Consider the following 13,254-nt stretch of genomic DNA (forward strand, 5'->3'; position numbering starts at 1 on the left):
TTATTCGTCCGTGGATAATCCGCGATAGAGCCGCCCGCTTTTGTAGTGCTCTATCCCATATCGTGTCAGGACGCCAATCACTGCAGCAAGCGGAACCGCAACAAGCATACCGACAAATCCAAAGAGCGACCCGAATACAGACAGCGCAAAGAGCAGCCAAACAGGGTGCAATCCAACCGACCCGCCAACCAGTTTAGGGGTTAGAATATTCCCTTCGAGGAATTGCCCAAAAAAGAATATCCCCGCGACAATGCCGATCCGTAGCCAGTTTGTCGTGACGGTCACGGTCTCACCGTCGATTACTTCGGTGCCGCCCCAGAACTGAAACAGCGCGAGCCCAACCGCCAGAACACCACCGACCAGTGCCCCGACATAGGGGATAAATGTGACCAGCCCGGCGATAAATCCAACGATCAGCCCGAATTTCAAACCCGCAATCATCAGGGCTACGGCATAATAGGTCCCCAAGATCAGACAGACGGTTCCTTGGCCGCGAATAAACGAAGCCAAGGTGCGATCGATTTCGCGGGCTAATTTGCGCACCGTGCCCACGTGATCGCGCGGTAATAGCTCGTCAATCCGGGCTGTCATATTGTCCCAGTCCAGCAGCAGATAAAACGCAACGACGGGCACAATTACCAGTAGGATAACAACATTCAGCAGGCCAATTGCGGAACTTAGTATCCCGTTTATCAGCTCGCCGCCTTTGGATTGGATTGCTTCTCCAATTGCCAAGAGTTGTTTATGGACCGTGCTTTCTGAATCGACGAGCGACGGGAAGCGTTCTGTCAATGCATCGCGTAAGCGGCTAAATAGTTCAGGCGCGGTATCAATCAACTGTGTCGTTTGCGAAATCAGGGTCGGGATCACCAATAGGATCAGCAAAATGAACAAGACGACCGCAACCAACGTAATTACTGTCACCGCCGCCGCACGGCTAAGCCCCGCTTTTTCCAACCGATCTGCAACCGGGTCAAAACAATAGGCAATTGCCCCGCCCAGAACAAACGGCAGGATCACATCGCCCAAGAACCAAAGCACGACAAGCAATACAGTTGCGACGATTCCCCAGTATTTTGCCTGTTGTTGAATCGGTAATGCCATCCGCTTTCCTCGATTGTTTCGTCATTTAGATGCGGTATGGGACCTGCCAGCGCAAGAGCAGCGCATAAAATTGCACCATATTGCTGTTGATTTGGACACATGTCAGCGCTTGATAGGCGCGGACGCGCGGATTACACCCGTGCTAACTCGTTTTACTAGGAAGGTCACCGCAATGCGCATGAGCCGCTACTTTCTCCCCGTACTCAAAGAGACGCCTCGCGAGGCGCAGATCGTCAGCCATCGCTATATGTTGCAGGCTGGGATGATCAAACAGTCCAGTGCCGGGATTTATTCGTGGTTGCCTCTGGGCTTTAAGGTGTTGCGCAAAATCGAAAACATCGTGCACGAAGAACAGGCGCGCGCGGGCCACATTGCGATCCAGATGCCGACCATCCAGTCGGCGGACCTGTGGCGCGAGAGCGGCCGCTATGATGCCTACGGTGAAGAAATGCTGCGCATCACAGACCGTGGCGGTCGTGAAATGCTGTTTACCCCGACAGCCGAAGAGCTCGTGACAGATATCTTCCGGTCGCATGTAACCAGCTACAAAGACCTGCCGCTGACGCTCTACCAGATCCAGTGGAAGTTTCGCGACGAAGTGCGCCCGCGTTTTGGTGTGATGCGGGGGCGCGAATTTTATATGAAAGACGGCTACAACTTTGATCTCACCAAAGAAGACGCGCTGCACGCTTATAACCGTCACTTGGTCAGCTACTTGCGCACCTACGAACGTCTGGGCCTTCAGGCGATTCCAATGCGTGCGGACGGTGGCCCTATTGGTGGCGACTACACGCATGAATTCCTTGTACTGGCGGAAACTGGTGAATCAGAGGTCTTCTTTGACAGCGAAATCACCGATCTAAAATTCGGTGACCGCGAGATTGATTACGATTCACGCGAGCAATGCGAAGCAGTGCTCGAGGAATTCACCAGCCGTTACGCACGTACCGATGAAACCCATGACGAGGCCATCTTTGCTGATGTCCCCGAGGAGCGTCGTCGTTCAGCGCGCGGCATCGAAGTTGGCCAAATTTTCTATTTTGGTACCAAATACTCAGAGGCAATGGGCGCAACGGTCGATGATGGCAAAGGTGGCAAAGTACCTGTTCATATGGGGTCCCACGGTATTGGCGTTTCCCGCCTGTTGGGTGCGATCATCGAGGCGAGCCATGATGACAAAGGTATCATCTGGCCAGAAGGTGTTACCCCGTTCCACGTTGGTATCTTGAACATGCGCACCGGGGATGAAGCCTGCGATGCAGCCTGTGAAGATCTGTACAAACAGTTCACTGCTGCGGGACTTGAGCCGCTCTACGATGACCGTGATGAGCGCGCGGGTGCCAAGTTTGGCACAATGGACATGATTGGTCTGCCTTGGCGGATCACTATCGGCCCGCGTGGTATCAAAAACGGTGTCGTCGAAGTCACCTGCCGCCGCACTGGCGAGGCGACCGAGATGCCTGCCGCAGAGGCCGTCGCAAAAATCACCAAGATCTACGAAGGTATCGCCTGAGCGAACACCGCACATTGATGTGATGGAATGGGCGCGGTCCTTGCGGATCAGCGCCCATTTTTCCAAGATGCGTTAACGGGTCGCAAAAACTCTGTTATGCTGCCCCAAAAGAACATGTGTTGAGGCCGCAGATGACACGCAGAAACATATCCAGAGACCGGTCATGATCCGGATTCTTTGCCTTGCGGGTGGTATCGCTGGGGCGGCAGGACTGTCGCAGTTTCCAGAGTTTTCCCAGCAATATTTGCAGCGACTGGGTGGTCAGGTCGATGAATTATCGCGCCAGATCAAGGAATTCGATGCAACTGCATTGCAAGATGGGATGGGGCGCGAAGAAATGCTTGAGGCAATGTCAGCGCTACCTTTGACACAAGGGCAAGAGGCCATGTGGCGCCGCACCATCGCCCGGCATGCCCGTTTAAACGAAAACATGACCGCATTGCGCGCGGCGACACCGATCGAGCGCATGCTCATGCCGCATCGCATGACTGATCGGGACACTTTTCAAGCAGTCTGGCAAGACTACACCCCCGCCGTCCCTGTGAGCACGGCCGGGGCGGCTGCGGCCGGGGCTGGATTTGTTGGCGGTTGGGCCGCGCTTGGCAGTGTCCTTGGTCTTTTGACGATGCCCTTCCGGCGCAAAACAAGGGCGCAGACACGGACAGGAACCGCAGCGACGAAACCTACTCGTATGGACCCACCAGTGCGCCGCCCTGCGTCAGAACAGCCCAAGAGCCACATTCGCCCACTATCGGGTGCCCGCCGATGACAAAGGCGCTTATTACTTGGGGTGGTTGGGACGGTCACGAACCAGATAAGGTCGCGGCGATCTTTGATCAGATATTGGCAGACGCCGGGATAGAAACAGTCGTTACCGATAGTCTTGATTGCTTTGATGATGCGGAGCAACTCAGGACTTATGATCTGATCGTGCCGGTCTGGACCATGAGTGAAATAACGCGCGAAGCAGCGACCAATGTGTCCGAGGCCGTTGCACATGGCACCGGTATGGCGGGTTGCCACGGCGGCATGTGCGATGCATTTCGCGGCTCACCGCTATGGCAGTTCATCACTGGTGCAAACTGGGTCGCGCATCCCGGCGGCGACGGCGTCAAACATCGGATCACAATCACTTCGAACGATCCATTAGTCGCAGGGATTGATGATTTCGACGTCGAGACCGAACAATACTATCTGCACGTCGATCCCGCCAACAACGTCCTCGCAACAAGCCGTACTGATGTTGTGACATGGTATCACAGCCCGAACGGCGCGGTCGAAATGCCTGTGGCATGGACACGGGCCTGGGGATTGGGACGGGTTTACTACAATTCTTTGGGGCACCAAGCAAACGTGATCGCTGGCGGCCCCGCGCACGAGATGCTACGTCGCGGGTTATTGTGGGCTGCACAAAGCAAAACCGCAGCCCGCGGGCAGGACGTTTCACAGTTCCAAAGCCCCGGAAATCATTGGTAACAGAAAAAGAGATTTCATGACCTCGACCCGCCCATTTGCCAAATTCGAATGGATGATCGCGTGGCGATACATCCGTGCTAAACGTGCCGAAGGTGGCATTAGCGTTATGACTTGGATTAGCCTCATCGGGGTCACTTTGGCGGTTTTCGCTTTGATTGCGACACTTGCCGTGCGGTCGGGCTTTCGCGCTGAATTTGTCGATACGATTGCAGGTGCTTACGCACATGTCACAGTGCAGCAGCCCGGTGGAACTATCGAGAACTACGAAGAGGTCGCTGACCGTATCCTTGCGCAAGATCATGTCACCGATGTCTTTCCACTTGTGCGGGGGCAGGCGATGGCCAATGCCTCTGGTCGGTTGGGGCTTGCGGATATCTACGGGATTAAGCTCGAGGATTTGAAAGTTTCGGACGCAATTGTCGAAAGCGATCGTAGCTACGGCAACCTTGATAATCTGGACAACGGTATTGCGCTGGGGTTGGAACTCGCCGCGAATTTGGGTGTGACCATCGGCGACCGGATTGAAATCACGACACGTGCCGGTGCTGCGACACCCATGGGGCAATCAACGCGGCGCAATGCCTATGAGGTCGTCTATATTTTCTCGACTGGGCGCTATCAGATTGACGAAGTCCGCGCCTATCTGCCGCTGGATGTCGCGCAGTTTATCTTTAACCGCGATGGCGTGGCGGATGAACTGGCGGTTCAGCTAGACGATATCACCCTCTCAGAAGGGCTCAAGCAACCCATCGCGGATGCCGCAGGGGCTGGCATGTGGGCCTATAGCTGGGAAGACCGCGTGCGGCGTTACCTGCGCGCGCTGACTATCGAGGACAACGTGATGTTCATCATCCTGTCGATCCTCGTGCTTGTGGCGTCGATGAATATCATCAGTGGTCTCATCATGCTGGTCAAAAACAAGGGGCGCGATGTTGGCATCTTGCGGACCATGGGGCTAACCGAAGGGTCGATCATGCGGGTGTTCTTTATCTGCGGTGCAGGGATCGGAACTGTCGGGACGCTTTGCGGTGTCGTGTTGGGCTGCCTGTTTGCGATCTACATTGACCAGATTTTCAGCTTTGTGAACTTTGTCTCGGGCGGCGGCGTTTGGGATCCTTCGATCCGAGGGATTTATGCTGTGCCTGCTGAACTCCACCTATCTGACGTTCTGAAATCAGTGTCGCTGTCGCTGGGGCTGTCTTGGATTATCACAATTTTCCCGGCGCGCCGTGCCGCCCGGATGAATCCTGTTGAGGCACTGCGCTATGAATGAGTTCACGCTTGAGGTCGCGGACCTGACCAAAACCTACAACACCGGAAAACCGAACGAAGTTAGTGTGTTGCAAGGCGTATCCCTGTCTGTAAAACCGGGTGAGGTTGTGGGCCTTGTCGCGCCATCGGGTGCGGGTAAGTCTACGTTGCTGCATATTGCGGGGCTTTTGGATACGCCAGACACCGGGACGGTGACGATTGGCGGGACGGATATGACCAATCTGTCGGATCGCAAACGTACGGCCGCACGCCGCGATACGGTTGGATTTATCTATCAATTCCACCACTTGCTGCCAGAGTTTACCGCGCTTGAAAATATCGTGCTGCCACAGTTAGCGAATGGGGTAAGTGAAAAGGCGGCGCACGCACGTGCGCTGGATTTGCTGGGCAAGGTTGGCATCGCAGAACGGGCATCGCATCGTCCCGCGGCGCTATCGGGTGGGGAGCAGCAGCGGGTGGCGTTCTGCCGGGCGCTTGCGAATGAACCCGCGCTGTTGCTCGCTGATGAGCCGACAGGGAACCTTGACCCGGATACGTCGGACCAAGTGTTTGACGCGCTGATGACGTTGGTGCGCGACACCGGGCTGGCGGCGGTCATTGCGACACATAACCTTGAACTTGCTGCACGGATGGACCGACAGGTGCGCCTGACCGCTGGCGTGTTGGAGATGATCTAGATCAAAGTTTGCATCGCCTGTTCTGCTATCGTGAGAAAAACGAGGGAGAAAGTGATGCGCTATTTTATGATCTTTGCGGGGCTAGTTTTAGCTGCTTGTGTTGAGGAACCTGAAACCGGGGCCCAGATCTACGCCAGCGAATGTGCAGGCTGCCACGGCGCGGATGCGCGCGGTGACGGGCCATTCGCGCGCGGGTTGGATACTGTGCCGCCGGACCTGACGACAATCGCGTCGCGTAATGGTGGGGTGTTTCCGCGGGACCAAGTCATGAGCACCATCGACGGGTTGCAACGCGATGCGCACTTTAGCGTGGCGATGCCGGAATTCGGCGCAGGTGATCTGGGTGATACGGTGATTGTCGAGGAAAATGGGTTGGGAACGCCTGTGCCGACCAAGCTGCTGCTGCTGACTGATTATATTGCGCTGCTACAGCGTGAAGAGTAGGGCTGCTTTTGCCAGCGTGCGGTGGGTTGAAACCCACCCTACGGGGCGGGGCGGTCGAAACATAGGTTAACGACCTTGTTTTAAGGGTTTGGGGTTGTCGGCATCTCGTCGGATTTGCGTCGGCAAAGCGTCGGACCTCTGTGTGGCGTTGGCCGGATTAACGGCGCGTGCGGTGGAGTGGTCTGGCCTGATCCAAGTCCCGCCCGGCATCGCCGGGCAGCGCCCGGACCTCCCCCATGGGGAGGGCGCTTCGCACCCACCCCGAGGTCCAAGCGATGCCCTTGTGTGACCTAATGCTTGAACTTCACAGTGCGTCGTAATCTTTCTAAGTCTGCTGGGTTTGCTTGTTTATGAATGACCCGGTGGCAAGTCGGACAAAGTACGAGAAAGTCGTCAGGTATTTTATAACGCCTTGTTTCGCCTTCCGCCATGCCGGCAATTGGCTTGGAATGATGAACATCAAGGGGGGTATGCTTTAAGGGGCCTTGATAGTCGTAGTCTCTGGCCGGGTTCAAACCGCATCCTTCACATACAGCTCCTCGCTTTTGCAAGACTGGAACGCGTACGTTGGGCGATCGTTCTATCCGTCGAAATAGAGTGTAAGTTCTGCTTTCTTCGATATCGCTGGTACCCGCTTCCTCCATCATTACTTCTGCAGGCGTAGTACCTCCGGCATCAATTAGAGCTTCATACGCTGCCAGCATTTTCTCAAAATCAGAATAGAACTGTTTCTCATCTATGCTTAGAGCATCATATCTGCGACCAAATGCATGCCCTGCCATGTAGCCGCTGGGGAGTGAATCTTGCGAGCTCAAGTCTATTGGCGAAGTATCGAAATAGCGAGCAAACTTTGGCACTTTTTCTGAAATCTCTAGCGCGGTGCGCTTGAGGTGCTCCCTGCCGCGGTTTTCACCAAAGCTCTGATAAGCGGCTGTTGTGCCTTGATTTAGTGATAGGAAAATTTCTCTTGTCTGGGCATTTATAAGATAGACCACATAAAAACCTTTGGTAGCGCTCTCCGTGATCAACGGATCAAAAAAGCCTAGCCATGGAACTGACGCCCAATTTCCTGCTCCAACACTTGCTTTTACCTTCAGGTCATATGGCAGAAATACTAGCTGTTTCTTAGCTGTAAGCCCTATGTCATGCCGAACGAAGCTTCCGAACTCGCTACCAGCAAAAGCTTTTGTTCGTTCTGATGCGTATTCTAGGGCGAGTCGAGAAAGCTGCTGGTGTAGCAATCTAGTTACTCACCCTAGACATCCAACTCCTCCACGAACTGCGCGTTTTCTTGAATATACTGGAACCGCAGTTCTGGTTTTTTACCCATCAGGCGCTCGACCAGATCGGCTGTATCGCCGGGTTCGTCGTCGTGGACGGTGACGCGGATGAGTTTGCGGGTGGCGGGGTCCATCGTGGTTTCTTTGAGGTCTTTTGCGTCCATCTCGCCCAGACCCTTAAACCGCTGCACGTCGATCTTGCCTTTGCCGCCAAGGCCCTTGGCCATCATCGCGTCTTTTTCGGCGTCGTCGGCCACATAGACGCGTCGCGCGCCTTGGGTCAGCCTGTAGAGCGGTGGGCAGGCCAGATAGAGGTGTCCTTGGTCGATCAGCGGCCGCATTTGCGTAAAGAAGAAGGTCATCAGCAGTGACGCGATATGCGCCCCGTCGACGTCCGCATCGGTCATGATGATGATCTTGTCATAGCGTAGATCATCGACGTTGAACTTCGTGCCCATGCCAACGCCCAAGGCCTCGCAGAGGTCGTTGATTTCCTGGTTCGAGGACAGTTTGTTTGAAGCGGCCCCGAGTACGTTGAGGATTTTGCCCTTGAGTGGCAAGAGCGCCTGGGTCTCGCGGTTGCGCGCGCCTTTGCCCGAGCCACCCGCAGAGTCACCCTCGACGATGAAAAGCTCTGTCCCTTCGCGCGACTTCGACGTGCAATCGGTCAGTTTACCGGGAAGGCGCAGTTTCTTCGTCGCGGATTTGCGCGACGTTTCTTTTTCTTTTTTGCGGCGAAGACGTTCCTCGGCGCGCAGGACAAGGAAATCAAGGATCGCACCTGCGGATTTGGTATCTGCGGCGAGCCAGTTGTCAAAGTGGTCGCGCACGGCGGCGTCGACCATTCGCTGGGCGTCTGTGGTGGCTAGGCGGTCTTTTGTCTGCCCGACGAATTCCGGTTCGCGGATAAAGCAGGACACAAGCGCACCGGCACCCGTGGTCAGGTCTTCGCGCGTGATTGTCCCCGCCTTTTTATTGCCGACCAGTTCGCCGTAGGCTTTGATCCCTTTGAGGATCGCTGACCAGAAACCGGCCTCGTGGGTACCGCCTTCGGGGGTCGGAACGGTGTTACAGTAGGATTGGATGAAACCGTCGCGTGCTGGCGTCCAGTTGATGGCCCATTCGACCTTGCCGGGGACGTTGAATTTGTCTTGGAACGACACGGTGCCCGCAAAAGGTTTGTCGGAATACGTTGTCGCTCCGGAGAGTGTTTCAGTCAGGTAGTCGGCCAAACCGCCGGGGAATTTGAACGTCGCCTCAAGCGGGGTGTCGCCATCGTTGATGCCCGTTTTCCAGCGAATTTCGACCCCTGAGAACAGGTAAGCCTTGGACCGCGCCATCTTGAACAGGGTCTTGGGTTTGAGCGTCAGCTTGCCAAAAATCTCTGCGTCTGGGTGGAATGTCACCGCAGTGCCGCGCCGATTTGGTGCGCCGCCAACTTTGGCGAGCGGAGCCTGAGGAACCCCGCGTGAGAATTCCATCATGAACAGTTCTTTGTTCCGCGCGACCTCGACCTTGAGATAATCAGACAGCGCGTTCACGACCGAAGAGCCAACCCCATGCAGACCGCCCGAGGTTTGGTAGCTATCGCCCGAGAATTTACCGCCCGCGTTGAGCGTACAGAAAATGATTTCGAGCGCCGATTTTTCGGGATTCTTGGGGTGTGGGTCGGTTGGGATACCGCGCCCATTGTCGCGCACAGTGACGTGACCGTTTTCGTGCAGCTCGACCTCAATCCATGTGGCGTGTCCAGCGACCGCTTCGTCCATGGAGTTGTCGATGATTTCGGCGACCATGTGGTGCAGCGCGCGTTCGTCCTTACCCCCGATATACATGCCCGGGCGCAGGCGCACGTGCTCCATATCTTCGAGAACTTCGATAGAAGAAGCGTTGTAATCTTCGGGTGCTGCCCCGGACAAGAGATCGTCGGCCATGGTCTGCTCATATTCTTTGGTTTGTGCCAATATGGCAGGCCGTCGCGGTTGGGGCAATTGGCAAAGGGCGTGGATTGGTGCCGAATCTGCCATTGCTCTTGCTGGTAGGCAGGTTAGGGTCGCCCTGAGGGAGAGAGAACATGCGTATCTTTTTTACAGGCGGTAGCGGCAAGGCCGGCAAACACGCGATCCAGTATCTGCAAGGGCAGGGCCATACGGTCGTCAACGTGGACATGAAACCTTCGGGTCTTGATGTGTCCGAATTGCTGGTCGATCTGACCGATGCAGGGCAAGTCATTGGTGCCATGTCGCAATTCACGGATTTTCATGAACTAGACGCTGGGACCGGCGTGCCGAAGTACGATGCCGTCGTGCATTTTGCGGCTGTACCGCGTGTCATGATTGGCACAGATGGCGAATGCTTTCGCCAGAATACCATCACCACATACAATGTGATCGAAGCGGCCGTGAAGCTGGGTATCCCCAAGGTCATTTTCGCAAGTTCCGAAACCACCTATGCCGTTTGTTTCGCTGATGGTGAGGTGAGACCCGAATACGTGCCTATTGACGAAGATCACCCCACCGTGCCGCACGACAGCTATGCCATGTCCAAGGTGTGTAACGAGATGACGGCCAAGTCGTTTCAGGCCCGTTCAGGCATCGACATCTATGGGCTACGGATCAACAACGTGATCGAGCCTCATGAATACGCGACGAACTTCCCAGCCTTTATGGAAAACCCCGCGCTGCGCCGCCGTAACATCTTTGCCTACATCGACGCGCGTGATCTGGGGCATATGGTGGATTGCTGCCTAAAAACCGACGGACTGGGGTATGAGGTGTTCAACGTCGCCAACGACGACATGTCAGTTGGGATCACATCCGACGAAGTCATCGCGCAGTTTTATGAAGGCGTGCCAGTCAAACGAAAGATGCGCCCGGACGAGACGTTTTACGCCAATGACAAGGCCAAGCAGATGGTCGGGTTCGCGCCCAAGCATTCCTGGCGGGATGTGTTGGGCTAGGAACCTTCGATGTAGGCAAATCCCAACGACTACGACTTCAAGGGGGCAAGTGAAATGAGACAACGTACGGCTTCATGCGCCTGTGGTAGTTTGAATGCTGTTGCGACAGGTGAACCGTTACGTGTCGCTATATGTCACTGTAATGACTGTCGGACCCGGACCGGGAGTGCGTTTTCTTGGAATGCCCGGTTTGCGGCTGATGCCATTCGTCTGAGCGGAGAAAGCCGCAGTTTTGTTCGTACAGGCGACGAGGGTAGCGTGATAACTTACCATTTTTGTCCGAACTGCGGTGTGACTGTTTGGTACGAAAATGATCAGACAGATGGCATAGCTATTCCCGTGGGAGCCTTTGCACCCGGCGATTTGCCGATGCCGCAAGTGTCCGTTTATGACAATCGTAAGCCCGATTGGATCGAATTGACTGCGCATGACATGCAGATTTGGAATTAGCGTGTTGGTTGTTAAGCATGAAAACCTCTGAGCCAGTCGCCGTCATGGACGCTACCTGCGCCTTATGCAGTTGGGGCGCGCGTATGATCCATCGGCTTGATAAGTCGGGCGAGATTAAGATCGCACGGATCCAATCTGATACCGGGGCGGGGCTGATGCGTGACAATGGGCTTGATCCGTTGGATCCCGATACTTGGTTATTTATTGAAAACGGGACGGTTTGGCGCGATTTTGATGCGTTGATCCGGGTTGGGCAGCGCTCTGGCGGGTGGGGCCGATTGTTCGTGGCGTTGCGGGTGATTCCGCGTCCCATCCGCAATTGGCTGTATGCCCGCGTGGCCCGCAATCGCTATGCAATCTTTGGGCGCGGGGATATGTGTGCCTTGCTCGACCCGAAGTTCCGCGCGAGGTTACTGTCGTGAGAATTATCGTCCTTGGTGGCTACGGCGTGTTCGGGGCCAAGCTGGTTGAATTGCTCACCCGTGACAAGCACGAGGTTATCGTCGCCGGGCGTTCTGCTGAGAAGGCAGAAGCACTCGCTGCTCAGTACGGCGCCGGACATGTGGCCGTTGATCGTACCGGAGACTTGATGGCGTTGTGGGCGTTGAATCCTGATCTGATTGTTGATGCCGCGGGGCCGTTTCACGCCTATGGCGATGACCCCTATGCCTTTGCGAAGGCCTGTGTTGGACAGGGTGTGAATTACCTCGATCTTTGTGACGATCCGTCATTTTGCGCGGGGATTACGACGCTTGACCGGCAGGCTAGGGCCGCAGGTGTATTTGCATTGTCTGGAGCGTCCAGTGTGCCAGCGATTTCGTCGGCGGTCGTCGCCGCACTTAGCCAAGATACCGATGAAATCGACACGATCAGCACAGCAATCCTGCCGGGCAATCGCGCGCCGCGCGGACGCTCTGTCGTATCGAGCATTTTGAACCAATGCGGCGAGACATTCGATGTCGTGACGGACGGAACATCGACCCCAATCCGGAGCTGGTCGCGGCCTGAAATGTTTGACCTTGGGCAGGGGATTCGCCGTCGTGGATGGGTGATTGAGGTGCCAGATCATCGGCTCTTTGCCGACGCTTTTGGCGCACGTTCTGTTCAGTTTCGGGCCGGGCTCGAGCTGGGGATCATGAATTGGTCGCTGGCGGTGCTGTCATGGTTGCGCGGTAAATGGCCGTTTCGGGTGCCAAATGCGCTGGTTGGTATCGCGCTGAAGGTGTCCAAGATGCTTTATCCGTTTGGCACGGATGTGGGGGGCATGTCGGTCGCAGTGTCTGTGCGGAGCGGGCGGGATTGGCAATTGCGCAATTGGCGGTTGGTCGCGAAAGAAGGTGACGGTCCATTCATCCCAGCCGTCGCCGCACGGACAATCGCACGCGATATGGCGCAAATTGAACCGGGTGCGCGTCCGGCGATTGCAGAGGTCCCATTGGATGCACTGGAAGCGGCCATGGCGGACTTGGCAGTTACGACCGAAATTGTGACGCATGAGCAGATCCCGATATTCCCACAGCATCTTGGTTCGCAGTTTGATCAGCTTGCACCGCAAGTGCGCGCGTTGCACAGCACATATGGGATCAGGCGTTGGGCTGGACGAGCAAAGGTCAAGCGTGGAACGTCTATGTTTGCGCGCCTCTTGGCCAAGATCCTCGGGTTTCCACCTGCACATGACGACATGCCCGTAAGTGTGACGATCACCCCGGAAAATGGCCAAGAGCGATGGGAGCGAGATTTCGCTGGCGACCAATTCGTATCACATCTGCGTGTTCAAAATGGGCATATGACCGAACGCTTTGGACCTCTGACTTTCGATATTGGATTGCATGTCGATCACGGCCAGCTTGTCTTTCCTGTGACGCGTGGACGCTGTGGTCCGATCCCACTGCCGAAATTCGCTTTGCCACGCAGCGTTGCGCGTGAATTCGAGGACAGCGGCAAGTTTCACTTTGACGTGGCGCTTTACGCGCCCTTCACGGGGGCCTTGATTGTGCATTACCAAGGGTGGCTGACGCGCGAAAAACCGTAGGGTGGATCTTGATCCACCTCCCCGACACGGGGGCGTTATTCGGCTCT

The 13,254-nt window shown here is 55.7% G+C and carries 13 protein-coding genes; 10 read left to right on the top strand and 3 right to left on the bottom strand.

What is annotated here, in order from left to right:
- Window positions 1–1,104 (bottom strand): AI-2E family transporter, encoded by a 1,104-nt coding sequence (locus TW80_RS02260; RefSeq protein ID WP_045995742.1) that lies wholly within the window; start codon window positions 1,102–1,104, stop codon window positions 1–3.
- Window positions 1,105–1,276: 172 nt separating this feature from the next.
- Here TW80_RS02260 and proS point away from each other — a divergent pair, with 172 nt between their 5' ends.
- The 6 genes from proS to TW80_RS02290 all read left to right on the top strand — a co-directional run bounded on the left by proS (window position 1,277) and on the right by TW80_RS02290 (window position 6,486).
- Window positions 1,277–2,617, top strand: coding sequence for a proline--tRNA ligase (proS, locus tag TW80_RS02265; protein ID WP_045995743.1), 1,341 nt, complete (start codon window positions 1,277–1,279; stop codon window positions 2,615–2,617).
- A 163-nt stretch (window positions 2,618–2,780) separates the two neighbouring features.
- Entirely contained in the window at window positions 2,781–3,386 is a 606-nt protein-coding gene (locus tag TW80_RS02270; RefSeq protein WP_045995744.1) for a DUF2937 family protein, read from the top strand.
- The gene (locus tag TW80_RS02275) at window positions 3,383–4,093 is read left to right on the top strand and encodes a ThuA domain-containing protein (protein WP_045995745.1); all 711 of its coding nucleotides are present in this window, start codon (window positions 3,383–3,385) and stop codon (window positions 4,091–4,093) included. Before TW80_RS02270 ends, TW80_RS02275 begins: the two co-directional genes overlap by 4 nt.
- A 16-nt stretch (window positions 4,094–4,109) precedes the next feature.
- Entirely contained in the window at window positions 4,110–5,366 is a 1,257-nt protein-coding gene (locus TW80_RS02280) for an ABC transporter permease (RefSeq protein WP_045995746.1), read from the top strand.
- The gene (locus tag TW80_RS02285; RefSeq protein WP_045995747.1) at window positions 5,359–6,042 is read left to right on the top strand and encodes an ABC transporter ATP-binding protein; all 684 of its coding nucleotides are present in this window, start codon (window positions 5,359–5,361) and stop codon (window positions 6,040–6,042) included. The genes TW80_RS02280 and TW80_RS02285 overlap by 8 nt, the downstream gene beginning before the upstream one ends.
- 54 nt (window positions 6,043–6,096) lie before the next feature.
- Window positions 6,097–6,486: a c-type cytochrome gene (locus TW80_RS02290; RefSeq protein WP_045995748.1), complete on the top strand. Its 390-nt coding sequence runs from the start codon at window positions 6,097–6,099 to the stop codon at window positions 6,484–6,486.
- 290 nt (window positions 6,487–6,776) lie between these two features.
- Here TW80_RS02290 and TW80_RS17555 read toward each other — a convergent pair whose 3' ends face one another.
- On the bottom strand, window positions 6,777–7,727 hold the full coding sequence (locus tag TW80_RS17555; RefSeq protein ID WP_052700866.1) for an MrcB family domain-containing protein: 951 nt from the start codon (window positions 7,725–7,727) through the stop codon (window positions 6,777–6,779).
- Window positions 7,728–7,741: 14 nt separating this feature from the next.
- Window positions 7,742–9,700: a DNA topoisomerase IV subunit B gene (gene parE / locus TW80_RS02300; RefSeq protein WP_045996952.1), complete on the bottom strand. Its 1,959-nt coding sequence runs from the start codon at window positions 9,698–9,700 to the stop codon at window positions 7,742–7,744.
- 140 nt (window positions 9,701–9,840) lie between these two features.
- Here parE and TW80_RS02305 point away from each other — a divergent pair, with 140 nt between their 5' ends.
- The 4 genes from TW80_RS02305 to TW80_RS02315 are packed head-to-tail and all read left to right on the top strand — an operon-like array spanning window position 9,841 to window position 13,207.
- Window positions 9,841–10,725, top strand: a complete 885-nt coding sequence (locus TW80_RS02305) for an NAD-dependent epimerase/dehydratase family protein (RefSeq protein WP_045995749.1) — start codon at window positions 9,841–9,843, stop codon at window positions 10,723–10,725.
- Between the two features lie 54 nt (window positions 10,726–10,779).
- Window positions 10,780–11,175, top strand: coding sequence for a GFA family protein (locus TW80_RS17820; RefSeq protein ID WP_084625702.1), 396 nt, complete (start codon window positions 10,780–10,782; stop codon window positions 11,173–11,175).
- A gap of 17 nt (window positions 11,176–11,192) precedes the next feature.
- On the top strand, window positions 11,193–11,597 hold the full coding sequence (locus TW80_RS02310; protein ID WP_045995750.1) for a thiol-disulfide oxidoreductase DCC family protein: 405 nt from the start codon (window positions 11,193–11,195) through the stop codon (window positions 11,595–11,597).
- Window positions 11,594–13,207: an SDR family oxidoreductase gene (locus TW80_RS02315; RefSeq protein ID WP_045995751.1), complete on the top strand. Its 1,614-nt coding sequence runs from the start codon at window positions 11,594–11,596 to the stop codon at window positions 13,205–13,207. The genes TW80_RS02310 and TW80_RS02315 overlap by 4 nt, the downstream gene beginning before the upstream one ends.
- Window positions 13,208–13,254: the final 47 nt, after the last annotated feature.

The sequence above is a fragment of the Loktanella sp. S4079 genome, from assembly GCF_000967725.1.
Lineage (GTDB): Bacteria > Pseudomonadota > Alphaproteobacteria > Rhodobacterales > Rhodobacteraceae > Yoonia.

What these genes read in the sequence shown, in the direction of transcription:
- TW80_RS02305 (WP_045995749.1), top strand. Translation starts at nt 9,841, where the DNA reads ATGCGTATCTTTTTTACAGGCGGTAGCGGCAAGGCCGGCAAACACGCG.
- TW80_RS02285 (WP_045995747.1), top strand. Translation starts at nt 5,359, where the DNA reads ATGAATGAGTTCACGCTTGAGGTCGCGGACCTGACCAAAACCTACAAC.
- TW80_RS02290 (WP_045995748.1), top strand. Translation starts at nt 6,097, where the DNA reads ATGCGCTATTTTATGATCTTTGCGGGGCTAGTTTTAGCTGCTTGTGTT.
- TW80_RS02270 (WP_045995744.1), top strand. Translation starts at nt 2,781, where the DNA reads ATGATCCGGATTCTTTGCCTTGCGGGTGGTATCGCTGGGGCGGCAGGA.
- parE (WP_045996952.1), bottom strand. Translation starts at nt 9,700, where the DNA reads ATGGCCGACGATCTCTTGTCCGGGGCAGCACCCGAAGATTACAACGCT.
- TW80_RS02280 (WP_045995746.1), top strand. Translation starts at nt 4,110, where the DNA reads ATGACCTCGACCCGCCCATTTGCCAAATTCGAATGGATGATCGCGTGG.
- TW80_RS02260 (WP_045995742.1), bottom strand. Translation starts at nt 1,104, where the DNA reads ATGGCATTACCGATTCAACAACAGGCAAAATACTGGGGAATCGTCGCA.
- proS (WP_045995743.1), top strand. Translation starts at nt 1,277, where the DNA reads ATGCGCATGAGCCGCTACTTTCTCCCCGTACTCAAAGAGACGCCTCGC.
- TW80_RS02310 (WP_045995750.1), top strand. Translation starts at nt 11,193, where the DNA reads ATGAAAACCTCTGAGCCAGTCGCCGTCATGGACGCTACCTGCGCCTTA.
- TW80_RS17820 (WP_084625702.1), top strand. Translation starts at nt 10,780, where the DNA reads ATGAGACAACGTACGGCTTCATGCGCCTGTGGTAGTTTGAATGCTGTT.
- TW80_RS02275 (WP_045995745.1), top strand. Translation starts at nt 3,383, where the DNA reads ATGACAAAGGCGCTTATTACTTGGGGTGGTTGGGACGGTCACGAACCA.